The sequence below is a fragment of the Acidimicrobiia bacterium genome (genome assembly GCA_040881685.1).
Lineage (GTDB): Bacteria > Actinomycetota > Acidimicrobiia > IMCC26256 > PALSA-555 > SHVJ01.
In genome coordinates this window covers 119,958-143,435 of record JBBECS010000003.1, presented here as the reverse complement: position 1 = coordinate 143,435, position 23,478 = coordinate 119,958, and the positions used below count along the sequence as shown (strand labels likewise).

23 protein-coding genes are annotated in these 23,478 nt (G+C 67.6%); 18 read left to right on the top strand and 5 right to left on the bottom strand.

Annotated features, from left to right (window positions below):
• The first annotated feature begins 62 nt into the window (after positions 1-62).
• The 5 genes from WEE69_01880 (at position 63) to raiA (ending at position 4,108) form a co-directional block, all read left to right on the top strand.
• Complete coding sequence (locus WEE69_01880; GenBank protein ID MEX1144037.1) at positions 63-299, top strand: Trm112 family protein; 237 nt, start codon at positions 63-65, stop codon at positions 297-299.
• Positions 300-429: 130 nt separating this feature from the next.
• Positions 430-1,485 (top strand): bifunctional phosphoglucose/phosphomannose isomerase, encoded by a 1,056-nt coding sequence (locus WEE69_01875; GenBank protein MEX1144036.1) that lies wholly within the window; start codon positions 430-432, stop codon positions 1,483-1,485.
• A 104-nt stretch (positions 1,486-1,589) separates the two neighbouring features.
• Positions 1,590-3,032 carry an adenosylhomocysteinase gene (gene ahcY, locus WEE69_01870; protein MEX1144035.1) on the top strand — a complete coding sequence of 481 codons (1,443 nt, stop codon included), beginning with the start codon at positions 1,590-1,592 and terminating at the stop codon, positions 3,030-3,032.
• A gap of 42 nt (positions 3,033-3,074) precedes the next feature.
• Positions 3,075-3,677: a hypothetical protein gene (locus WEE69_01865; protein ID MEX1144034.1), complete on the top strand. Its 603-nt coding sequence runs from the start codon at positions 3,075-3,077 to the stop codon at positions 3,675-3,677.
• Between the two features lie 80 nt (positions 3,678-3,757).
• Positions 3,758-4,108: a ribosome-associated translation inhibitor RaiA gene (raiA, locus tag WEE69_01860; GenBank protein MEX1144033.1), complete on the top strand. Its 351-nt coding sequence runs from the start codon at positions 3,758-3,760 to the stop codon at positions 4,106-4,108.
• Here the strand turns inward: raiA and WEE69_01855 are convergent.
• A complete protein-coding gene (locus WEE69_01855) occupies positions 4,050-5,552 on the bottom strand; it encodes a DUF2079 domain-containing protein (GenBank protein ID MEX1144032.1) in 1,503 nt (500 codons plus the stop codon). The two genes, raiA and WEE69_01855, sit on opposite strands and share 59 nt — an antisense overlap.
• Before the next feature lie 132 nt (positions 5,553-5,684).
• On the opposite strand from WEE69_01855, the gene secA reads away from it, so the two are divergent.
• The 5 genes from secA (at position 5,685) to WEE69_01830 (ending at position 12,535) form a co-directional block, all read left to right on the top strand.
• On the top strand, positions 5,685-8,438 hold the full coding sequence (secA, locus tag WEE69_01850) for a preprotein translocase subunit SecA (protein MEX1144031.1): 2,754 nt from the start codon (positions 5,685-5,687) through the stop codon (positions 8,436-8,438).
• Positions 8,439-8,474: 36 nt separating this feature from the next.
• Positions 8,475-9,590 carry a peptide chain release factor 2 gene (gene prfB, locus WEE69_01845; GenBank protein MEX1144030.1) on the top strand — a complete coding sequence of 372 codons (1,116 nt, stop codon included), beginning with the start codon at positions 8,475-8,477 and terminating at the stop codon, positions 9,588-9,590.
• A 95-nt stretch (positions 9,591-9,685) separates the two neighbouring features.
• A complete protein-coding gene (gene ftsE / locus WEE69_01840; GenBank protein MEX1144029.1) occupies positions 9,686-10,372 on the top strand; it encodes a cell division ATP-binding protein FtsE in 687 nt (228 codons plus the stop codon).
• Positions 10,373-10,381: 9 nt separating this feature from the next.
• Positions 10,382-11,266, top strand: a complete 885-nt coding sequence (locus tag WEE69_01835) for a permease-like cell division protein FtsX (GenBank protein ID MEX1144028.1) — start codon at positions 10,382-10,384, stop codon at positions 11,264-11,266.
• 90 nt (positions 11,267-11,356) lie between these two features.
• Complete coding sequence (locus tag WEE69_01830; protein MEX1144027.1) at positions 11,357-12,535, top strand: peptidoglycan DD-metalloendopeptidase family protein; 1,179 nt, start codon at positions 11,357-11,359, stop codon at positions 12,533-12,535.
• Between the two features lie 81 nt (positions 12,536-12,616).
• Here WEE69_01830 and WEE69_01825 read toward each other — a convergent pair whose 3' ends face one another.
• Positions 12,617-13,276 carry a peroxiredoxin gene (locus WEE69_01825; protein ID MEX1144026.1) on the bottom strand — a complete coding sequence of 220 codons (660 nt, stop codon included), beginning with the start codon at positions 13,274-13,276 and terminating at the stop codon, positions 12,617-12,619.
• 438 nt (positions 13,277-13,714) lie between these two features.
• Between WEE69_01825 and WEE69_01820 the strand changes: the two genes are divergently transcribed.
• From WEE69_01820 to WEE69_01800, 5 genes are all read left to right on the top strand, one after another.
• Positions 13,715-14,692: an MFS transporter gene (locus tag WEE69_01820; protein MEX1144025.1), complete on the top strand. Its 978-nt coding sequence runs from the start codon at positions 13,715-13,717 to the stop codon at positions 14,690-14,692.
• Between the two features lie 33 nt (positions 14,693-14,725).
• On the top strand, positions 14,726-15,136 hold the full coding sequence (locus WEE69_01815; protein MEX1144024.1) for a DUF3052 domain-containing protein: 411 nt from the start codon (positions 14,726-14,728) through the stop codon (positions 15,134-15,136).
• 30 nt (positions 15,137-15,166) lie between these two features.
• A complete protein-coding gene (locus WEE69_01810) occupies positions 15,167-15,889 on the top strand; it encodes an SOS response-associated peptidase (GenBank protein ID MEX1144023.1) in 723 nt (240 codons plus the stop codon).
• A gap of 164 nt (positions 15,890-16,053) precedes the next feature.
• Entirely contained in the window at positions 16,054-16,794 is a 741-nt protein-coding gene (locus tag WEE69_01805; GenBank protein ID MEX1144022.1) for a maleylpyruvate isomerase family mycothiol-dependent enzyme, read from the top strand.
• 49 nt (positions 16,795-16,843) lie between these two features.
• Positions 16,844-17,578 (top strand): fatty acid desaturase, encoded by a 735-nt coding sequence (locus WEE69_01800; protein MEX1144021.1) that lies wholly within the window; start codon positions 16,844-16,846, stop codon positions 17,576-17,578.
• 32 nt (positions 17,579-17,610) lie between these two features.
• Here WEE69_01800 and WEE69_01795 read toward each other — a convergent pair whose 3' ends face one another.
• From WEE69_01795 to WEE69_01785, 3 genes are all read right to left on the bottom strand, one after another.
• Positions 17,611-18,567: an LLM class F420-dependent oxidoreductase gene (locus WEE69_01795; protein MEX1144020.1), complete on the bottom strand. Its 957-nt coding sequence runs from the start codon at positions 18,565-18,567 to the stop codon at positions 17,611-17,613.
• A gap of 19 nt (positions 18,568-18,586) precedes the next feature.
• Positions 18,587-19,477, bottom strand: a complete 891-nt coding sequence (locus WEE69_01790) for an acyl-CoA thioesterase (protein MEX1144019.1) — start codon at positions 19,475-19,477, stop codon at positions 18,587-18,589.
• Positions 19,478-19,570: 93 nt separating this feature from the next.
• The gene (locus WEE69_01785; GenBank protein MEX1144018.1) at positions 19,571-20,554 is read right to left on the bottom strand and encodes a hypothetical protein; all 984 of its coding nucleotides are present in this window, start codon (positions 20,552-20,554) and stop codon (positions 19,571-19,573) included.
• 48 nt (positions 20,555-20,602) lie between these two features.
• Here WEE69_01785 and WEE69_01780 point away from each other — a divergent pair, with 48 nt between their 5' ends.
• Genes WEE69_01780 through WEE69_01770 form a run of 3 tightly spaced genes read left to right on the top strand, consistent with a single transcriptional unit; the run spans position 20,603 to position 23,473 of the window.
• Positions 20,603-21,598 carry an ATP-binding cassette domain-containing protein gene (locus WEE69_01780; GenBank protein MEX1144017.1) on the top strand — a complete coding sequence of 332 codons (996 nt, stop codon included), beginning with the start codon at positions 20,603-20,605 and terminating at the stop codon, positions 21,596-21,598.
• Positions 21,598-22,452, top strand: a complete 855-nt coding sequence (locus WEE69_01775; GenBank protein ID MEX1144016.1) for an ABC transporter permease — start codon at positions 21,598-21,600, stop codon at positions 22,450-22,452. Before WEE69_01780 ends, WEE69_01775 begins: the two co-directional genes overlap by 1 nt.
• 4 nt (positions 22,453-22,456) lie before the next feature.
• A complete protein-coding gene (locus WEE69_01770; GenBank protein MEX1144015.1) occupies positions 22,457-23,473 on the top strand; it encodes an NADP-dependent oxidoreductase in 1,017 nt (338 codons plus the stop codon).
• Positions 23,474-23,478 lie beyond the last annotated feature (5 nt).

Here is a 23,478-nt window from a genome sequence, read left to right as displayed (position 1 = left end):
CTCACTCGCTTTCGCTCGAACGCCGCGCGGTCGAATGAGGGGAAGATGGCAGACTCACCCCCATGGCACTTGACGCGAAGCTGTTGGAGATCCTCGCTTGTCCGGAAGACAAGGGCCCGTTGCTCTACTTCGAGGACGAGTCCGCCCTGTACAACCCCCGCTTGAAGCGGCGATACGCCGTGCGTGACGACATCCCGATCATGCTCATCGACGAAGCCGAAGCGGTCGACGACACCGAGCACACGCGGCTCATGGCGAAGGCCGAAGCCGACGGCGTGAAGCCCACCTTCGAGGGATAGAGAGTGGCTCGCGAGCGAACGTCCCGCAGGGCGGTGGCGGTGACGAGGGGCTTTGCCCCTCGGCGCCTCGGGAGACGGAGCCTGCGGAATCGACCCGATGTGTGGTTCCCGCCACCGAGGGAGCGAGCCAATGGCAACTGACAGCCTGGGAGTGCTCGATGCGCTCGCGGCGATGCCGGAGCAGCTTGCCGCGGCGCACGAAGCGGCGGGGATGCTCGTCGATCGCATGACGTTGCCGGCACCAGAAGACTTCGACAACGTCGTCATCATGGGGATGGGTGGATCCGGCATCGTCGGCGATCTTGTCCAGGTGGTCGGAACCGGAACGCTGCCCGTACCGGTCGTCGTGCTCAAGCAATATCGAACGCCGGGGTTCGTCGGTCCACGCACCCTCGCATTCGCGGTGTCGTACTCCGGTGAAACAGAAGAGACCGTCGAGATGGCGCGCGGCGCGCTCGACGCTGGCGCGAGCTTGATCGTCGTCACGGGTGACGGCGCGCTGGCGCGGTTGGCTGAGGAGCGCGGTGCGCTGCACATTCCATGCACGCCTGGAATCCCTGGGCCGCGCTTTGCATTGTGCGCAATGGTCGCGCCGGTGCTCGTGGTGATGTTCCGCATGGGAATGCTTCCCGAGGCCCACGTGGCAATGACCCAGGCGCAGCGACAGCTCGCCCGTCGTCGCGAGCAGTGCAAGCCTGACGTGGCTGCGCCCGCCAACCCGGCGCGTGAGCTTGCCCGCCGCATCGGCCGCACGATCCCGGTCATCCACGGCACCGGCGGGCTCGGGGCCGTCGCCGCGATGCGATGGAAGCAGTCGATCAACGAGAACGCCAAGGCTCCCGCGTTCTGGAACGCGTACCCCGAGCTCGACCACAACGAGATCTGCGCGTGGGGCCAGCACGGTGACGTGACCCGACAGATCCTCACGCTCGTGTCGTTGCGGCACGGGATGGAGCACGAGCGGCTCGAGGCCCGCATGCGCTTGACGCAGGAGATCATCGAGGAGGCGTTCGTGCAGGTGCTCGAGGTCGAGGGCATCGGGCAGAGCCGCCTCGCCCAGCTGCTCGACCTCGCGTACCTCGGCGACTGGACGAGCTGCTACCTCGCGCTCGACAACGACGTCGACCCCGGCCCGATCGACGCGATCGCCCAGCTCAAGTCTGCGCTCTCGAGCCCGGCGCAGTAACATCTGAACCGTCGGGCTCGTTGCGAGCTGTCATCCGGTGATCCGGGCCGACTCCCAGTGAGTCCAATTCGCGCGCTTTGGCGCGCCGACAGGGGAGTCCACCGATGACCACGACCGTCGAATCCACCACACCGACCGACCGACCCGACTTCAAGGTCGCTGACCTCTCGCTAGCTGAGTTCGGCCGCAAGGAGATCGAGCTCGCCGAGCACGAGATGCCCGGGCTCATGGCCATGCGGGAGCGCCACGGCCCGACGCAACCACTCGCGGGCGCGCGCATCACCGGCTCGCTGCACATGACCGTGCAGACCGCGGTGCTGATCGAGACGCTGGTTGCCCTCGGCGCGCAGGTGCGCTGGGCGTCGTGCAACATCTTCTCGACCCAGGACCACGCCGCCGCGGCCATCGCGGCCAGCGGTGTGCCGGTGTTCGCGTGGAAGGGCGAGACGCTCGAGGAGTACTGGTGGTGCACCGAGCAGGTCCTGCGCTGGCCCGACGGTGGCGGCCCCAACATGATCCTCGACGACGGTGGCGACGCCACGCTCGCGGTACACAAGGGCGTCGAGTTTGAGCGCGCCGGTGCAGTTCCGGCCGCCGCCGAGGGTGACAGCGAGGAGTGGAAGGTGATCCTCGGCGTTCTGGCGCGCATCCAAGGCGACGACAACCGCGTGTGGCACCGCATCGCCGCGGGGATTCAAGGTGTGACCGAGGAGACCACCACCGGTGTGCACCGCCTGTATCAGATGCACGAGGCGGGCACGCTCCTCTTCCCTGCCATCAACGTCAACGACTCCGTCACGAAGTCGAAGTTCGACAACCTGTACGGCTGCAGGCACTCGCTCGTCGACGGGATCTGCCGCGCCACCGACGTGATGTTGGCCGGGAAGGTCGCCGTCGTCTGCGGTTACGGCGATGTCGGCAAGGGGTGCGCGCAGTCGCTCAAAGGGCAAGGCGCGCGCGTCGTGATCACCGAGATCGACCCCATCTGCGCGCTCCAGGCCGCGATGGAGGGTTACCAGGTGCTCACCCTCGAAGACATCGTGGACACCGCCGACCTCTTCATCACGGCCACCGGCAACACGAACATCATCACCGCCGACGACATGGCGCGGATGAAACACAACGCGATCGTGGGCAACATCGGGCATTTTGACAACGAGATCGACATGGCCGGGCTCGCCGCGTTCTCCGGAGTCAAGCGCGTCAACATCAAGCCCCAGGTCGACGAGTGGTTGTTCGCCGATGGCCATTCGATCATCGTGTTGGCTGAGGGTCGGCTGCTGAACCTCGGGTGTGCGACGGGCCACCCGAGCTTCGTGATGTCGAACAGCTTCACGAACCAGGTGATCGCACAGGTCGAGCTGTTCACGCACCGCGACTTCTACGAGCGAAAGGTGTACACGCTGCCGAAGCATCTCGATGAAGAGGTCGCGCGCCTGCACCTCGACAAGCTCGGCGTGAAGCTGACGCAGCTGACCGAAGAGCAGGCGTCGTACCTCGGCATCCCGGTCGACGGCCCGTACAAGCCGGAGCACTACCGGTACTAGCCGGGACGGGGGAGCGTCACACCCCGTTCGTAGGGTCGGTTCGTGCTGAGTCGTCTCGTTGCTGTGGTGCTGCCGCTCACGTGTCCTGGGTGTGGGCGACCCGCCGACCCGGTGTGTGACGCGTGCGCGGTCGGGCTGCGGCCCGCGGTCGCGGCGCCGCCGCCGACTGGCATCGATGCATGGGCGGCGCCCTTCGCCTACGAGGGCGTCGCCCGTGAGCTCGTCGCCCGCGTGAAGTACCGCGGCGCCCATGCGGTGACGGCCTGGCTCGCGTCCGCGATGGTCGTGCACCTTGCGCCGCCGATGCCGGCCGTCGTCACGTGGGTGCCCACCACCTCGGCCCGCAAGCGCGAACGCGGCTTCGACCATGCCGAGGTGCTCGCCCGGCAGGTGGCGAGTCGGCTCTCCCGACCGGCCCGGCGCATGCTTGCCCGCGGGCCGGGGCCGTCCCAGACCGGCTTGCCGGCTTCCGCGCGCCGGCGCGGTCCTTCGATCGAGGCGCTCCGCCGCGCTCCGGCGAACGTGCTGCTCGTGGACGACGTGGCCACGACGGGCGCGAGCCTCACCGCGGCCGCCGCCGCGCTCCGCGCGAAGGGCGCGGACCGCGTGGTCGCGCTCACGGCGGCGCGCACACCTGCTCCGTGACGCGCACCCATCCGATCCGTACACTCAGGCGGGGGCGGCCGACCCGACATGAGGGCGGGCCGACCCGACATGAGGTGCCCATGCAAGTGATCATGCGGAGCAGCACTGGTCCGGTCCCGACCAGGCTGCGGTCGATGACCGCACGCAAGCTCGATCGGCTGGCCCGAGTCGCGCCCGACGCGTCACGCGCCGACGTGCACCTCTCTGAGGAGCGCAACCCTCGGATCGCCGGACGCCACGCGTGCTCCATCACGGTGCAGATGCGTCAGGGGTCGGTCGTCGCACATGCCGCGGCCGCGACGCCCGAGCTCGCGCTCGAGCGGGTCCTCGACAAGATCCGACACCAGGTCGCGCGGCTCAAGGATCGGCGCGTCAGGTCTCCGCACGGCGCCGGGCCACGACGAGGTCGTCGCGTTCGAACACGATCCTGAAGTCGGGCAGGATCGTCGTAAGGAGCGCGGTGGCGGCTGGGTCGAGGTTGATGACCTGCCGGTCGAGGACGAGCCACTCCACGCGTCGTGGGTTCCGGGTGGGCTCTCCCTCGATACCGAAGTTCCGCGACTCCCACGGATTCGGGTAGTCGTAGATCTCGGCGCGTTGGCTCAGCTGCGGCAGCATTCCGTAGGTCGCGGTCACGACCGCGTCGTCGGGAACGAGAGCGATTGCCGCCCGCTTGGCGTCGATGCGCGGATCGGTCGGGGCTGGCCACCACCCACCTTCGTACTTGCTGCTGACGGGAGATGGACCCCACGAGAGTGTCCCGAAGATGCCGCCGGCCACCACGAGACAGCATGCGGCGACGAGCGCGTTGCGACCGAGGCGGCGGCCCGCGAATGCGACGCCTTCGACGCTGGCGAGCGCGAGCGCGGCGACGCACAACGCCGCGTAGTGGTGCTGGATCACCCGGGTCCAGCCCGCGTCGGTCAGCACGTCGAGCAGGAACTGCGGCAGTCCGATCAACAGCACCAGAGGCGCGAGCAGCGGAATGAACCCGAACGGCGCGAGCAGCCGGAATGCGAAGTCGCCCGACTCCGACGAGAAGACGTGTGACGTGATGGCGCCCGGGTCGTTGAACAGGGTGTCGACCATCCCACCGGCGGAGCCGCCGACCCCTTGGTAGATCCCTTCCGACTGCACGTGGCCGCCGTTGATCGCAGGGAAGAGCACCACGGTCCACAGCACGAACCAACCAAGCGCGACGCCCGCGGTGGCGAGCCCGATCCGGCGGTTCCAGCGGAGCGCGACGAGCAGCCCGAGCACCATGACTGCCAGCGCAACGTCCTCTTTCCAGGACACCGCCAACACGGCCCAGAACGCGAACCATCGCCACGATCGACGCGACGCACACAGGTACGCGCACAACAGCGGTGTGATCGCGACGACCTCGGGGTGGAACAGCTCCCAAGAGAAGAACTGGACGGCGGGGTGCAGCAGAAGCGCGCTGCCGAGCGCGGCACCCACCCAGGGTGACAGCCCACGGTCGCGTGCCAGCAGGTACAGCGGGATCGTGCCGAGCGCGAGTGCGCTCACCTGGAACAGATTGAGGAAGTCGGGTCCCGCTCCGAGCCAGTAGGCAGGGACAAGCAAGTAGTACGCGGGCGTCGCGTGGTGCCCGAACACGTCGAGGCCCCGAACCGTCATGAAGTCGCGACCATGGGCGAGCAGCCACACCGACTGGTCGTGGATGCCCATGTCGAACGCCAGATCCCAGAAGCCGTGATGGCGACGAACGACGAGGACGGCGAAGGTCACGAACCACGCGGTGGTGAACATCGCCAGCGTCAGGACCGCGGGATGGGGCAGCGAGCGCACGATGCTCGCCGCACGCGGGCGCGGTCGAAGTGCCGCTCCTGCGCCCTCGATCGTGACCGTCACTCTGACTCCTTTGGTCGGCGTCGCGGGCGACGCCTGTTGCTCCGGCGGTCGGCGAAGCCGCCGCCTACGCGAATGCTCTCAGAGCACTGCGGGCCAGGAACGGCAGGTGGCACCGGTAGGCTGAACGCCGTCATGGGCCTCTTCAACAAGCTCCTTCACGCCGGCGAGGGCAAGAAGCTCAAGCTTCTCGGGTCGATCGTGCCCGAAGTCAACGCGCTCGAGCCGGAGATGGAAGCGCGCAGCGACGACGAGCTGCGTGCACTCACCGCCGAGTTCCGTGCCCGTGTGGACGAGGCCGGCGATCCCGTGACCGATCGTGAGGCTCGGATCGACATGCTCGACGAGCTGCTGCCGGAGGCGTTCGCCGCTGTCCGCGAGGCCGCGAAGCGCACGATCGGCCAACGGCACTTCGACGTGCAGATCATGGGCGGCGCCGCGCTTCACTTCGGCTGGGTTGCTGAGATGAAGACGGGTGAGGGCAAGACGCTCGTGGCCACGTTGCCGGCCTACCTCAACGCGCTTGCGGGATACGGCGTCCACCTCATCACGGTGAACGACTACCTCGCCAAACGCGACGCCGAGTGGATGGGCCAGATCTACAGCTTCTTGGGCATGGAAGTCGGCGTCGTCATCCCCGAGATCGACGACTGGGACGAGAAGAAGATCGCGTACAACGCCGACATCACACACGGCACGAACAACGAGTTCGGGTTCGACTACCTCCGCGACAACATGGCCGGTTCTCGAGAAGAGCAGGTGCAGCGCGGGCACTCGTTCGCGATCGTCGACGAGGTCGACTCGATCCTGGTCGACGAGGCGCGCACCCCGCTCATCATCTCGGGTCGTGCCGATGACGCTCAGCAGCTCTACTACCAGTTCGCCCGAATCGTCGGCGGGCTCATGCGCGATCGGGATTACGAGGTCGACGAGGCGAAGCGAACCGTCGTGCCAACCGAGGAGGGCATCGGCCGGGTCGAGGAGGCGCTGTCCGTTACCAACCTCTACGAGCACGTCAACCAGAACTTCGTGCACCAGCTCCAGGCGGCGCTGCGCGCCAAGGAGCTCTTCAAGCGTGATGTCGACTACGTCGTGGCCGACGGCGAAGTGAAGATCGTCGACGAGTTCACGGGCCGGATCCTCGAGGGGCGACGGTGGAGCGAAGGTCTGCACCAAGCGGTCGAGGCCAAGGAAGGCGTGCGCATCAAGGAGGAGAACCAGACGCTCGCCACGGTGACCCTCCAGAACTACTTCCGCATGTACGACAAGCTCGCGGGCATGACGGGTACGGCCGCCACGGAGGCGGGCGAATTCGCGCACACGTACGGGCTCGAAGTGGTCTCCATCCCAACGAACGTCTTGATGATCCGAGCCGACCACCCCGATCTCATTTACAAGAGCGAGGCTTCGAAGTTCGAAGCCGTGGCCGACGACATCCAGGAGTGCTTCGAGCGCGGTCAACCTGTACTCGTCGGCACGATCTCGGTCGAGAAGTCTGAGCACCTCTCGGGTCTGCTCCAGCGCCGGGGCATCCAACACGCGGTGCTGAACGCCAAGCAGCACGAGAAGGAAGCGCACATCGTGACGCAGGCCGGACGGCCGCATGCGGTCACGGTTGCGACGAATATGGCCGGCCGCGGCGTCGACATCCTCCTCGGTGGCAACCCCGAGGGCCTCGCCCGCAGTGACCTCCTGGCCGAGGGCTCGTCGCCCGCGGACGATCCGCAACGCTTCGCCGAGCTGATCCGCAAGTACCGGGAGCAGTGCAACGAAGAGGGTGAGCAGGTCCGCCAGCTCGGTGGTCTGTATGTGCTCGGCACCGAGCGACACGAGAGCCGCCGCATCGACAACCAGCTCCGCGGTCGGTCAGGACGCCAGGGCGACCCGGGGGAGAGCCGGTTCTATCTGTCGCTCGAGGACGACCTCATGCGGCTCTTCGCGACGGGCGCGATGAGCTGGGTGATGGACCGCGCGTTCCCAGACGACATGCCGCTCGAAGCGAAGATGGTGACGAAGGCGATCGAGCGCGCGCAGCGCACCGTCGAGGACCGCAACTTCGAGATCCGCAAGGACGTTCTCAAGTACGACGAGGTGATGAACGAGCAGCGCAAGGTGATCTACCGGCGCCGCCAGCAGATCCTCGACGGTGAGGACCTGCGCGAGCAGGCGCTCGAAGCGATCGAGGACGCGCTCGACCGACTCATCGAGGCGAACTGCCCGGGCGAGTTCCCCGAAGACTGGGACCTCGACGAGTTCCATCGGAACCTGCTGGTCACGTTGCCCACCCAGCTCGAGCGCGCGGCACTCAACGAATCCATGCACGTGGACCAGCTCCGCGAGCTCGTGGTCGCCGACGCGCTTGCGCAGTACGCCGCCAAGGAAGAAGTCGTCGGCTCCGAGCAGCTGCGAGAGCTCGAGCGTCGGGTGATGCTCTCGGTGATCGACCAACACTGGCGCGAGCACCTCTACGAGATGGACTACCTGCGCGAAGGCATCAACCTGCGCGCCATGGGCCAGCGTGACCCGCTCGCCGAGTGGCAGCGCGAGGGCTACGACATGTTCGAGGCGATGATGGCTCTCATCGAAGACAACTTCGTGCAGTTCGTCACCCACCTCCAGGTCGTCGCGGAGGAGCCGGAGCGTGCCGCCCCGCGCAATCTGCGTTACAGCGCGCCGGAAGACCCGGTCCAGGGCTCCGGTGGCCTGCGCGACGTCGCCGCAAGCGCACCACCCGCGGAGGTGGAGGAGGCGCCGTTCGGCGAGGTGGTCGAGCCCATCGCCGACACGGAGGTTCAACAGCAACCCGTGACGGTCGACAAGACGCCGGGGCGCAACGAGCCCTGCTACTGCGGGAGCGGCAAGAAGTTCAAGCTCTGTCACGGGCGCTGAACGCGTCTCCGACGATCTCATACCCGAGGCGTCTCGATGCGCGACTTCACTGACGAGCTGTCCGACCTCCGTCGCCGCATCGACGACGCTCGCAGCTACCTCTGCATCGACGCGACGCAGACGCGCGTGTCGGAGCTCGAGAAGGACGCGGCCGATCCCGGGTTGTGGGACGACCCCGATCGCGCCCGTGCCGTCAACACCGAGCTTGCGCGGCTCCAGGAGGACATCACGCTGGTCCAGGGTCTCGAGCAACGAGTCTCGGATCTCGAGACCCTTCACGAGATGGGTCGCGAGGAGGGCACCGACGAGCTCGAGCCCGAGATCGTCGCGGGTGTGGCCAGCCTTCGTGACGAGCTCGACCGGCTGGAGCTGCGCGCGCTGTTCACGGGCGAGCACGACGAGCGCGACGCCATCTGCGACGTGAACTCCGGCGCGGGAGGCACGGACGCGCAGGACTGGACCGAGATGCTCCTTCGTATGTACACGCGTTGGGCCGAACGGCGCGGCTTCGACGTCGAGATCGACGCCGTGCAGCCGGGTACCGAAGCGGGGATCTCGTCGGCCACGTTCACGGTGAAGGGTCGCTACGCGTTCGGGCTGCTGCAGAGCGAGCGAGGTGTGCACCGGCTCATCCGAATCTCACCGTTCGACGCCAACGCTCGGCGTCAGACCGCGTTCGCGTCGCTCAACTGCGTGCCCGCGCTCGACGAGACCGAGGCGCCGGAGATCGACCCGACGGACTTGAACATCGACACGTACCGCTCGTCGGGCGCCGGCGGGCAGCACGTGAACGTCACTGACTCCGCGGTGCGCATCACGCACCTTCCGACCGGAATCGTGGTCTCCTGTCAGAACGAGCGCTCGCAGACTCAGAACAAGGCCAGGGCGATGCAAATCCTCGGGGCGCGCTTGGCCGAGCGTCAACGCCAGGAGCGCGAGGCGGAGTTGGAGTCGCTGTCGGGCGACAAGCGCGACGTCGCCTTCGGAAACCAGATCCGTACCTACACGCTCGCGCCGTACCGCCTCGTGAAGGACGAACGCACGCGCTACGAGACCGGCAACGTGGACGCTGTGCTCGACGGCGACGTGGACGCGTTCATCGAGTCATGGCTCCAGTGGCGACGCCGGGAAGGGCCAGGTCAGACCGCATGATTTCGGCTGTGAACGCGCTGTGAATGATCGGGTTCAACAGACATCGGCTGGTACCCTGACCGTTCAGCCCCTCGCTCCAGCACACCGGTCTTCTCATGCTGCGCTTCGAAAATGTCTCCAAGGTTTACAAGGGCAACGTCACCGCGCTCCGTGATATCTCGATCGACGTCCAGAAGGGCGAGTTCATCTTCCTGGTCGGCCCGTCGGGATCGGGGAAGTCGACGTTCCTCCGGTTGCTGCTGCGCGAGGAAGAACCGTCAAATGGGCGCATCGTGGTCGCGGGGCGTGACATCTCCGCGCTCGGCCATTGGAAGGTGCCGCAGCTGCGCCGCAACATCGGAACGATCTTCCAGGACTACAAGCTGCTGCCGAGCCGGACCGTGTACGAGAACGTGGCCTTTGCCATGGAGGTCATCGGGCGTCCTCGCCACGTGGTGCGCACGCAGGTTCCGCAAGTCCTCGACCTGGTCGGCTTGGCGAAGAAGGCGGGACGTCTGCCCAACGAGCTCTCCGGCGGCGAGCAGCAGCGAGTGTCGATCGCCCGGGCCTTCGTGAACCGTCCGCTAATCGTCCTCGCCGACGAGCCCACGGGGAACCTCGACCCCGCGACGACGGTCGGGATCATGCGGATCCTGGATCGCATCAATCGCACCGGCACCACCGTGGTGATGGCCACGCACGACCAACGGATCGTCGACGCGATGCGTCGCCGGGTGGTGGAGCTCGATCGCGGCAGCCTCGTGCGGGACCAAGCCCGCGGCATCTACGGCGTCGGGAGTTAGTCCAGAGTGTTGGCGCGACTTCGGTACTTTGCGCGCGAGACCGTCATCTCGTTGCGCCGCAACTTGATGATGACGATCGCCGGCGTGCTCACGGTGTCGGTGTCGCTCGCCCTGTTCGGCGGCAGCCTGCTGCTCACGCGCTGGGCCGGTCACGGAACCGAGCGGATCAAGGGCGGCGTCAAGCTCGAGGCGTTCATGCAGGTTCGGGCGACCGAGCAGCAGATCTCCGATGTTCGCGCCGCGCTCGACAGCGACAAGGACGTCAAGTCCTTCACCTACCTCGACAAGGCGGCGGCCTTCGAGGAGTTCCAGCGGATCTTCCGCGAGGACCCCGACCTCGTGAAGAACATCAACGCCGATTCCTTGCCGCCGTCCTTCCGGATCGTCCCGGTGCGGGCCGAGCTCACACCCAGCATCCAACGACGGTTCGCCGCGATGTCAGGTGTCGAAGACGTCGTCACGCCCGAAAAGGCACTCGAGGGGTTGCTCGACGTCACGAGCAAGGTCCGCCTGGGATTGATCCTGCTGTCGCTCGTGCTGCTCGTGTCTTCACTGTTCCTGATTGTCAACACGATCCGTCTCGCGACCTTCGCCCGCCGCCGCGAGATCGAAGTCATGAAGCTCGTCGGCGCTTCGAATTGGTTCGTGCGCGTGCCGTTCCTCGCCGAAGGCCTCACGCAAGGACTCGCGGGCGCGGGGATCGCCACCGTGGTCGTGGTCACCCTCAAGTACGGGGGCTTCGACAACTGGTTCAACAATCCCAACAGCGTCTTCCGGCTCTTCTATCTCACGACGGGTGACGCGGTGCTCGTGACCGGCCTCGTCGTGTTCGCGGGAATGGTCATCGGCCTCATGGGTTCGGGCATCGGCCTCCGCCGCTTCCTGAGAACCTGAGACGACGGGGGAGGCAGGCCTCCCCTTTGATTCCAGGCCTTCTGGGGCCTGTTGCCTGTGTGGTTCGTGTTGTCTAGCCTTGCTGACCCCATGCGACGGCAGCCCCCGCTCCGCCTGGTCCTCTCCGCCGCGATCGCGCTGGCGTTGCTCGGCGCGCCTGCAGTCGTCAACGCGGCCAGCGACAACGACCACCGCCGAGAGCTCGAAGAGCAGATCGGCGAGGCGTCAGCGGCGGAGGCCGCGGCACTGGCTGAGCTCCAGGAGATCCGGGGCCGCCGGATGGTCATCGAGGCGCGCGTCGCCGAGCTCGATGCGCAGCGGGTCGCCGCCGAGGCGAAGCTCGCGCCGCTCGAGGCCGAAGCGGCCAGGCTCACCGCCGAGTACACGACGCTCCAAACCAAGGTGGTGGAGACCCAGGCGCGGCTCGAGGCCGCGCAGCGCAAGCTCGACCGCACCGCGGCCAGCCTCTACCGCACCGAGCGCCGCGGCGCTTCGTACGACGTCGTGTTCACCTCGCGCCCGAGTCGTCTGCTGTCCCAGGAGCAGTACCTCGATCGCGTCTCTGACAAGCGGCATGCGATCGTCAATCGCGTCACGGTGTTGCGCAACGACCTCGAGGACCAGCGCAAGAAGATCGAGGTCCAGAAGGCCGAAGCCGACGCGGCGGCGGCCGAGGCGCGCTCGATCCGCGACCAGATTGCTGCACTCCTCGCCGAGCTCGGACCGGCTCGCGCGCAAGCGGCGCAGGAGCAGTTCCTCGAGCAGCAGTCGATCGACAACATCCGAGCGAACAAGGCGCAGTACGAGGGCGAGCTCGCCGCGATGAGCGCCACCTCGGACAGCATCGGTGGGCAACTCCGGGCGCGCGGGGGTTCCGGTGGAGGAGCTCCGTGCGAGGCGCGCCCCGTCCCGGGTCCGATCACGAGTGGGTACGGGCCCCGGTATCACCCGGTCCTGCACTACAACCGGATGCACACCGGCGCCGACATGCGCGCGAGCTCAGGAACGCCCATCCGCGCGTGCCGGAGCGGCACGGTCGTGATCGCCGGCTCCCAAGGTGGCTACGGCAACGCCGTCGTCATCGACCACGGTGGCGGGATGGGGACGCTGTACGCGCACCAGTCGCGCATCGCGGTCTCCAACGGCCAGCAGGTGAGCGCCGGTCAGATCATCGGCTACGTGGGCAGCACCGGCATGTCCACCGGCCCCCACCTGCACTTCGAAGTCAGGTTGAGCGGGAACCCCGTCGACCCCGCGCCGTACCTCTAACCCGCGGTCGCTCGTTGCGGCGCAGGGGACCTGCACCGCGGCCACTCGCTCCCTGGCGAGCGCCTCCGGCGCCGCAGCTGCTTACTTGCTCGGCTGCGGGGTGACGCGCAGGTAGGGCTTGATCGTCTTGAATCCGGGGAACCGCTTCTCGGCGTCCTCGTTGCTCACTGCGGCGGTGATGATGACGTCATCGCCCTGCTTCCAGTCGGCCGGCGTCGCGACCTGGTAGTTGGCGTTGAGCTGGAGCGAGTCGATGACGCGCAGGATCTCGTCGAAGTTGCGACCCGTCGTCATCGGGTACGTGAGGATCATCTTGACCTTCTTGTCGGGCCCGATGACGTACACGTTGCGCACGGTCATGTTGTCGGCCGGCGTCCGCTCCTTGGGGTCGCCGCTCGTGCTCGCAGGCAGCATGCCGTAGAGCTTCGACACCTCGAACTTCGTGTCGCCGATGATCGGGTAGTTGGGCGCCGTGCCTTGGGTCTCTTCGATGTCCTTCGCCCAGGCCTCGTGGTCGGTGGTGGCGTCGACCGACAGGCCGATCACCTTCACGTTCCGCTTGTCGAACTCCGGCTTGAGTGCGGCGACGCGTCCGAGCTCCGTGGTGCAGACCGGCGTGAAGTCCTTCGGGTGTGAGAACAGCACGCCCCAGCTCTCGCCGAGGTAGTCGTGGAGGTCGAGCTTGCCCTCGGTGGTGTCGGCGGTGAAGTTCGGGGCTTCGTCGCCCAGTGCGATCGCCATGGTGATGCCTCCATTTCCAGATCGGACGGGGAATGCGGTGTGGTGGCCCCTACGCTGCGAACGGATCGCAGCCTAGGGACGCGGGGGTGCAAACACCATTGGAGAGATCGAGATTCCCGGGTCGTCGTGTGCTCGGGCGCCTTGCAATCGACCTCACACCGCTGCGCTCCTCCCGCGACTTCCGATTGCTGTGGGTCGGCGAGCTCGTCTCCTCCGCAGGTTCGCAGATCGCGGTCGTCGCGGTCTTCGTGCAGGTGTACGCGCTCACAAAGTCGGTGGCCGCCGTCGGGCTCGTCGGGCTCGTCCGGCTGGTGCCGCTGGCGGTGTCTGCGTTCCTGGGCGGTCCGCTCATCGACACTCGGGATCGCCGCCGCCTTCTCTTGCTCGCCGAGCTCGGTCAGGTCGCGTCGTCATCGGTGCTGTTGGTGGGGTGCGCTCATGGACGAGCCGCCGTTGGCCCTCGTCTACGTGGGTGCGGGACTGGTCGCAGGCTTCGGCGGCTTCGCCGCGGCGACCCGCACCGCGATCATCCCGAACGTCGTGTCGCGAGCGCAGCTGCCGTCGACGCTGTCGCTCAATCAACTGATGTTCAACACGACGATGATCGTGGGACCGGCGATCGGCGGCGTCGTGATCGACGGACTCGGTCTGCCGGCCGCGTACGGGCTCGACGTCGTGAGCTTCCTGGTAGCGATCATGACCGCTTTCCTCATCAAGCCCCAGGTGCCCACGCAGGAGTCCGTCGCGACCGAGGCTCGGGGAGGCTCGATCGCTCACGGCTGGTCGCAGCTTACCGAGGGGTTCCGGTTCCTACGAGGGCAGCGCGTGCTCAAGGCGACGTTCTATGTCGACATGATCGCGATGATCTTCGGGATGCCTCGCGCGCTGTTCACGGTGCTCGCCGTCACCCAGTTCGGCGCGTCGCGGGGGTCTGAGGGATCGGTAGTTGGCCTGCTCTTCTCTGCGGTCGCGGTGGGGGCGGTCGTGGCCGCGCTCACGACCGGTTGGGTGCGCCACGTCCGGCGCCACGGGCTCGCGGTGCTCTTGGCCGTCGCAATCTGGGGACTCGGCATCGTGCTGTTCGGACTGTCCGGCGGGGTGCTGCCGCTCGCGCTGGCCAGCCTCGCGCTGGCCGGCGCGGCCGACATGGTGTCGGCGGTGTTCCGCGGCAGCATCCTTCAGTCGACGGTCCCCGACAACCTCCGGGGCCGGATGTCGTCCGTGCACATCCTCGTCGTGGTCGGCGGCCCGCAGCTCGGCGACGTCGAAGCCGGCCTCGTCGCCGCCGTGTTCACACCAGTCGCGTCGGTCGTGATCGGCGGCGCGGCATGCATCGCGGGGGTGGTGGTGCTGGCCCTTGCCGTCCCGGAGTTCGCCCGCTACCGCGCACCGCGCTTCGTCGAGCCTGGCGGTTGACGCGCGCCGCTTCGCGCGGCGAACGTGACGGCCTTGGCCGGCTACTCGGGAACCCCCCTCGTTCGGAAGCTGGGCATCAAGGAGGGCGCCCGACTCGCGGTGGTCGGCGCGCCGAACGGGTTTGCCGAGTCCTTGAAGCTCCCGAAGGGCGTTGATCTGCGTCGAGAGGCGCGCGGCCGCCTCGACGTCGTGCTGTTCTTCGCGACGCGGCGCGCCGAGCTTGCGCGGCGCTTCCCTCGCTTCGCCAACGGCCTGGAACCCGACGGTGGCCTGTGGATCGCATGGCCGAAGAAGACGTCAGGTGTGGCCACGGATCTTTCGTTCGCGCCGGTGCAGGAAATCGGGCTCGCATGCGGCCTCGTCGACAACAAGGTGGCGGCGATCGACGACACCTGGTCCGGACTGCGCTTCGTGTACCGCGTGAACGATCGACCGAAGCGCTGACAACCACTCGCTACGCGCGAACGTAGAGGGATGTGCGGTCGCTTCGTCGTGGCGTCGTCCCCGCAGCTCCTGGCTGACCAGTTCGACGTGCAGGAGAACACGGTCGACATCGTCGAGCCCAACTACAACATCGCACCGCGCCAGCAGGTCATGGTCGTCCGCCAACGGGAGGATCGCCGTGTCTTGTCGCAGGTTCGGTGGGGCCTCGTGCCGTCGTGGGCGAAGAGCGCGGCCGTCGGTGACCGCATGATCAACGCTCGAGCCGAGGGGCTCGACACCAAGCCGGCGTACAAGCGGGCGTTTGAGAAGCACCGCTGCATCATCCCGGCCGACGGTTTCTACGAGTGGGAGGTCGTGGCGCCGCCCACGACGCCGAAGGGGCGGCCGAAGAAGCGACCGGTCTTCGTGCACCGCCGCGACGGTGAGCCGATGGCGTTCGCCGGGCTCTGGGCGGCGTGGAAGGTCCCTGATGGCCAGGAGGTGGAAGGCGTCGGGGAGGACGGCTGGCTTCGATCGTGCGTGATCGTCACGACCAAGCCGAACGACCTGCTCGCACCCATCCATGACCGGATGCCGGTCGCGTTGCCGGAAGCCGCGTGGGCGCGCTGGCTCGACCCCGAAGACCACGATGTGGCCACGCTGTCCGAGCTGCTCGTGCCCGCGCCCGATGACGCATTCGAGCTGTGGCCGGTGAGCACGCTTGTGAACAAGGCCGACAACAACGGCCCCGAGCTCGTGCGCCCCGTCTCGTAGTCTCATCTCCTTCCCGCTCTCGGCGCTACGCCTCCATTGGTCGTCGTCGCGAGCGACGACTCCTGCTCCGGCGGTCGGCAAAGCCGCCGCCTTCGCGCCGGGGCGCTCGGCCCCCGGCTACCTGCGCCGCAGGGTACGTGCGGCTCGGTCGGTAGCCTCTCGGCATGCCCACAGACATCGACTACATCGGCGCGATTCGCGAGAACGCCTCGGCACTCGTCGACGCGGCCGAACAAGCCGGGCTCGATGCACCGGTGCCGTCGTGTCCGAAGTGGAATGTTGCCGATCTCTTGGACCACATCGGCGTGGTGCATCGCTGGGCCGCCCTGTCCTGCAACCGCGAGCCGTCGGATTCGTTCACGAGCTCGCGTGACTCGGGCATCAAGTCCCCGGATGACGTTGCCGCCCGACCGGCGTGGGTTCGCGAAGGCGCGACGGAGCTCGCCGACACCTTGGCGTCCCGGTCACCCGAGGACGCGTGCTGGACGTGGGCCCCACCCGCAACCATCGGCTTCTGGCAACGACGTCAGGCGCACGAGACCGCCATGCACCGCGTGGATGCGCAACTCGCCGCCGGCACGGCGCAGCCGATCGACGCGCACCTCGCCGCGGATGGCATCGACGAGTGGGTGACGCTGCTCCCGAACATGGCGTGGCGTGAGGAGCGAAGCGGAGCCGGCGAGACCATCCATCTGCATTGCACCGATGTCGAGGGCGAATGGATGCTCCGGCTCGGGGCGTCGGGCCTCGACGTCGAGCGCACGCACGGCAAGGGTGACGTGGCCGCCCGTGCTCCGGCGTCGAGCTTGCTGGCCTGGGTGATGGGGCGAGGGGCGATCGACCCGCTGGAGGTCTTCGGCGACCGGGCGTTGCTGGAGCGTTGGCGCGAGGACACGAAGTTCTGATCGAGCGTCTGCTTCCAGGAGAGGCGCTTGCGTCCGCTACCGTCGAGCGATGAATCTGCTGCTCGGCATCGCCGCCGGCTTCGTCATCGCCCAGGTCGCGACGCTCGCCACCACCGTCTACCTCCATCGTGGTCTCGCCCACCGGGCGATCACGGTGCACCCGGCCGCGGCGATGGTCCTGCGCTTCTTCCTCTGGATCTCCACCGGGATGCGCGCTCGTGAATGGGCGGCGGTTCACCGCAAGCACCACGCGGCGAGCGACACGCCGGGCGACCCTCACAGCCCGATCGTCCTGGGATTCTGGCGTGTGCAGCTGGCGAACGCGGCGCTCTACCGCCGCACGGCGCGCGACGGTGAGACCGTGACCAAGTACGCGCGCGACCTTCCGCCCGATCGCCTGGACAAGTTCCTGCTCGACCACGCGTTCCTCGGTCTCGGCGTCGGCGTCACGATCTCGTGTCTCATCTTCGGCTGGCAGACCGGCCTGGTTGCGGCCGTAGTACACGCGGTCACCTATCTGATGATGTCGGGCGCGATCAATGCCGTCGGGCACACGCACGGCAGTCGACCCCACGACAACAAGGCCACGAACGGCCGAGTTCTCGCGCTCTTCACGCTGGGCGAGGGCCTGCACAACAACCACCACAACGCGCCTACCTCCGCGCGATTCTCCGAGCGCTTCGGTGAGATCGACTTCGGTTGGTGGACGGTCCGACTGCTGGCCGCGCTCCGACTGGCGAAGATCCGCCAACGGACCCGCGACGCCGTCTCGGTCGCGGGCTAGCTCCAGAACGGGCGACCGCGCCGAGAGCAGAATCAGGCTCCGGGCGCCAGCGCCCGCACGACCTCTCGCACCTCTTCGCCCGAACCGAGGATCGCCGGCGCGGGAGTCGTCACACCGTTGGCGGTGAACCGAGCCAGGTGCTCGCGGATCTCGTCGGCCGTGCCGTGCACGATGAGCTGGTCGACGAGCTCGTCGGGGATCGCCTCGGTTGCCGCGGCACGGTCGCCCGACTTCCAGGCGTCCCACATCGGAGCGAGTGCGGCGCCGCGCCCGAGCCACTCGTGGAATTGCGCGTAGACGGGCACGTTCAGGTACGCGGCGATCGAGCGTCGACCCACGAAACGCACGAGGTCGCGGTCGGTGGTGGCGAGCACGAAGATACGGGCAACGATCTCCTTGCCCTCGCCCACATGAGGCACCACCGTCTTGACGTCTTCGGCCGACAGCCAGTTGATGATCGCGCCGTCACCCTCGCGGCCGGCGAGGCGCAGCATGCCGGGACGCAACGCAGCAACGAGGATCGGCGGCATCTCAGGAACCGCAGCACCGAGCCGGAACCCCTTCACCGCGAACGTCTCGTACTCGGCAGTCACCTTTTCGCCGGCGAGCGCGGCCCGCAGGAAGCGGATGGTGTCGCGCACTCGCTGGTACGGATGCTCGAACGGGATGCCGTTCCAGTTGTGCACGATCACGTCGGACGACGCGCCGATTCCGAGCGCGAATCGACCAGGCGCGGCTGAGCACATCGCGGCGACCGTCTGAGCGATCGTGGCCGCTCCGCGCGTGTACGCAGGCACGATCGCGGTACCGAGCCGGAGCGACGGTGCCCACGCCGCCGCGAGCGCGAGCGGCGTGAACGCGTCGAAGGCCCCGGCCTCGGCTGACCACACATCGGTGTACCCGAGGCGCTCCAGCTCTTCGAACCACGCCTTGTGCTCGTGCAACGGGACGCCCTCGAACGGGACCGTGATCCCGAAGCGCTGAGGCACACTCATTTGGCTTGCCTCATCAACCTTGGTCGGGCTCACTCGGCGGCAGGGTACCTGCATCTCTGGTCGACTCCGCAGGCTTCGTCTCCGCCGGCGCCGGGTCGGCAAAGCCGCCCGGTCGCCTCACCGCCGCCGGTTGGGACGTTCGCCGCTCCGGGTCATCCGACCCGGTGTGCTGGTCGCGCACGATGACGGACTGGCTTGCGGTCGCCAGCAGTGTGCCGTCCTCCGCCCACAGGTGTACGACGCCGTGCCCGAATCCACCGGACACCGCCTGTACCCGCACGTCGGCAAGCACCCACTCCGTCGTACCCGCCCGGACCAGGCGCAGCGTGTTGTCGATGCTGTTGCCCGAGATCTGGTGTCCGAGGGCCTGGCCCACCCCGAAAGGCACGTAGTCGGCCACGATCGCGAGCGCGGCCGCTGTCGCCTCGGTGCCGAAGGGCACCCGCACCCACAGCGCGCTTCGCCCGTCAGGCGTCGGCGTGCCGTCGAGGTGCTCGGTGTCTCTCCCGTTCGCAAGGCGCATGGCGAGCCGCTCTGCGATCGTGCCCTCGAAACGGGGTGCGAGCGGGCGCGGCTTGCTGTCTGCCACCGACGGCAGGTCCGGCCGGACTGCCCACTCGCCCTCCCACGGCAACGTGCGTCGCCCGAGCGCGGCGACGACCGTGAAGATCTCTTGACCGTCGACGTGCGCGAGCACGCGCGCCTGCGAGGACGCGTGCCCGTGCACAACCTCCGTTGCTTCGAGCTCGACGACGGACGGCGGGCGCGCGAACTCCAAGAACTGCGCGGTGGCCCACACCAGCGGCCTCTCCGTCATGTGCTCGAGGATCTCGATCGATGCGCCGAGCGCGCACCCTCCGAACAGCGTTCCCATCCCTGAGCACAACCCGCGGACGACGGGCATGCGCCAACGCCGCTCGTCGATCGACTCGAGGCCGAAGAAGCTCAGTGCGTGGGAGGGCAGCCCACGATTGTACGAGTCAGGACGCGACACAGATCAGCGCGCATCGGTGCCGCCCATCGCCCACGCGCGGCCCCGAGCGTCGTCCGCAACCGCCAGATGCAGACGCCAGCCGGTGTCGGACTCACCGCCCTCCCAGGTCACGAACTCCAACCGCGCTAGCTCCGCTCCCAACCGATCGGGATCGGGCGGCCACACGTCGAGGAGGTCGGTGAGTGCGCCAGCGGCCCACCACGCGCCGAATCGTCCCGCGGCCGCCCCCGCGCGTCGGCCGTGAGCGCCACCGCTGGCGGCAGCCCAAGCCATCAGCGCCATCGCGCGCGCCGCGTCGATCGGTGCCGCACGAGCCTGGCGGTGACCGAGCGCGGCGATCGCATCGAGTGAACCTCCGCGCACGGACACGGCGTCAGCGTGTCCGTCCGACCCGGTCGTCCATGCGCGCACGAGCTCGACGAGTGCTCGGCTCGCCTCGTCACGTTCGATCTCGCCGGGTGCCGGCGGCAACGCCGCTGGTTGCAGCGTCGGGACGTCAGGCATCGGGAAGTCGGCCTCGTCGGGTCGGTACTCGGCAAGCGCGTAGCGCGGCTCCCACTCCATGAGCTTCAGCGGCACCTCGAGGACCGCTGGGCCGGGCAGCTCGACGTCGGAGAGGTCCTCGCCGCGCATCACGCGTTCATGGGCGGCGAGCACGGCGGGCACGCCACGAGGCACATGTGGCGCGAGGTCGTGCCACTCGTGGGCTTGCGCCGCGACCTCGGGGAGCGGGCCGAGCGAGAATGTGGCGCTGTCGTCGCCGAGCATTGCAGCCGCCCACGGTGCCGGGGCTTCGAGCGCGAGGCGGTACGCCGAGTGGGACGCCACCGGCCACAGCTGACGGCCGGTCTCGTGGCCACGTGCACAGCGATCCCGCAGCGTCTCGAGTCCGTCCCAGTCGCGTACCGAGCACAGTGTGTCGACCATGCGTAGGAGGTCGTCGAGGTCGGCCCGGCGCACTGCTTCGTCGAGCTCGTCGTTGTCCACCGTCCCATCCTCGCGGGGACCGCGAGGCCAAGTGAGAGACTGCCGCCGATGGGCACCGCACCTGCGATCGAGGTCGATGGTCTCGTGCGCCGCTTCGGCGAGTTCACGGCCGTCGACGATGTGTCGTTCACGGTTGAACCGGGGGAGCTCTTCGGGTTCCTCGGCCCGAACGGTGCGGGCAAGACCACGACGATCTCGATCCTCTGCACCCTGCTGCGACCAAGCGCCGGGTCGGCGCGGGTGGCCGGGTACGACGTGGGGACCGAGCCGGGGGCCGTCCGTTCGAGCATCGGCCTCGTGTTCCAGGAGCTCACGCTCGACGACTACCTCACGGGCGCCGAGAACCTGAGCTTCCACGCGGTCCTCTACGGCTACCCCGCCGGGAGTGTGCGCGAGCGCGCGGCTCCTTTGCTCGAGATGGTGGGACTCACCGAACGCGCCGATCAGCAAGTGCGCTTCTATTCAGGAGGCATGAAGCGCCGGCTCGAGATCGCGCGCGGACTCTTGCACTCACCACGTGTGCTGTTCCTCGATGAGCCCACGATCGGCCTCGACCCGCAGACGCGCGTCCACATCTGGGACTACGTCGATACGTTGCGCGAACGCGAGGAAACGACGATGTTCCTCACCACGCACTACATGGACGAGGCGGAGCGATGCGACCGCATCGCGATCATCGACCAGGGACGAATCGTCGCCATCGACACTCCCGACGCGCTCAAGAACTCGGTCGGGCTCGACACGGTGACGCTCGAAACGAGTGACGACCGGCTCGCGCTCGAGCAGATCGAGCGTGAGCTGGGGATCACCGGTGAGCTCACCGACGAGGGCCTACGGCTGCGCGTGCCCGAGGGTGAGTCATTCGTGCCGCGACTCTTCGGGCTCCTGACGGTGAACGTCCAGAACGTCGCGATGCATCGCCCCAGCCTCGACGATGTGTTCATCGAGTACACGGGGCGTGACATCAGGGACGCGGAAGCAGGTGCCACCGACCGCTTCAAGATGAACCCGATGGTTCGTGGCTTCCGGAAGGAAGGCAGCTGATGGCCGACGCTGCCGTACGAACCAGCGAGATGACCATCACCAAGCACGCCGACGTCCGCCGTGACGGCGCGTTCGCCCGCAACGTCCGCGCCGCGCTCATGATCTGGCGCCGCGACATCATCCGACTGTTCCGGATGCCGACCCGGCTGATCTCGGGCATCGCGCAGCCTCTGTTGTTCCTGTTCGTGCTCGGGGCGGGTCTTGAGGGCGCGATCGGCAGCCGCGGAGCTGGTGGCGTGGATTACCAGCAGTACCTGTTCCCCGGAATCCTCGGGATGTCGGTGCTCACCTCGGCGCTGTTCTCCGCCATGGCGATCGTGTGGGATCGCGAGTTCGGCTTCATGCGCGAGATGATGGTGGCACCGATCTCGCGATCGTCACTCGTGATCGGCAAGGCACTCGGCGGCGGATCGGTGTCGGTGCTCCAAGGCATCGTGCTGGTGGTCGTGGCCCCGGTGGTCGGCGTGTCGTTCACGGTCGCCAGCTTCTTCCAGATGTTCGGCTTCCTGCTGCTGCTGGCGTTCGCGCTCACGGCGTTCGGCATCGTGATCGGGAGCCGGATGCAGCGCATGGAGAGCTTCCAGATGGTGATGGCGTTGGTGATGCAGCCGATGCTGTTCCTCTCCGGCGCGATCTTCCCGCTGGTCCAGCTCCCGGAGTGGCTCGGGGTGATCACCCGTCTCAATCCGGCGACGTACCCGATCGACGCCATCCGACGAACGGTGCTGCCCACAACCGCGAAGCTCGACGTCCTCGGCTGGACGGTGCCGCTCTGGGCCGATGCGCTCATCACCCTTGGCTTCGGCGCAGCAATGCTGCTGCTTGCTGTCAAGTTGTTCGACCGGACGGAATAGCGCCATGGCCACGAGGAATCGTCAGCTCCGGCTTGCACAGCGGCCCGTCGGCATGGTCGATGACGACACGTTCGAGTTGGTGGAGTCCGACGCCCCAGAGCTGAATGACGGGGAAGCGCTCGTGCGAATGGCGTACTTGTCGATCGACCCGACGAACCGGGTCTGGATCCGCGAGGAGCCGTCGTACCTCCCGCCGGTGGAGATCGGCGAGGTGATGCGCGGCGGCGGTGTCGGGAAGGTGATCGAGTCTCGCAGCGACACCTACCCAGTCGGCGCGACCGTCACCGGAATGCTCGGATGGCAGGAGCATGCAGTCGTCGGGGCCGACGTGCTCGCACGCGTCGTCCCGGACGGTGTGCCGATGATGGCGGTCCTCAACGTGCTCGGCTCGAGCGGGATGACCGCCTACTTCGGCATGACCGACATCGCGCAGGCGCGCGAGGGCGACACGGTCGTCATCTCAGGCGCGGCCGGCTCGGTGGGCTCACTGGCAGGCCAGATCGGCAAGATCCTCGGCTGCCAGGTGATCGGCATTGCCGGGACCGACGAGAAGTGCGCATGGGTCACGGAAGACCTCGGGTTCGACGCGTGCATCAACTACAAGACCGAGGACGTCGCCAAGCGCCTCGACGAGTTGTGTCCTGACGGCATCGACGTGTACTTCGACAACGTCGGTGGCACCATCCTCGACGAGGCCCTCGCCCGCCTCGCGCTCAATGCTCGGGTGGCGATGTGCGGCACGATCTCCAGCTACAACGAGTCGGGTCTCCCGGAATCGATGCACAACTACTTCAAGCTCATCGCCACCCGCTCGCGCATGGAGGGGTTCCTCGTGCTCGACTACCTCGATCGCTTCGACGAAGGGGCGGCGAAGCTTCTCGAGTGGACGTTCGAGGGACGGCTCCAAGCGCGCGAGCAGATCGTCGACGGGCTCGAGAACGCACCACGCGCCCTCAACATGCTGTTCACCGGCGAGAACACCGGGAAGCTCCTCGTGAAGGTCGACCCCGACGCCGACTGAGGTTC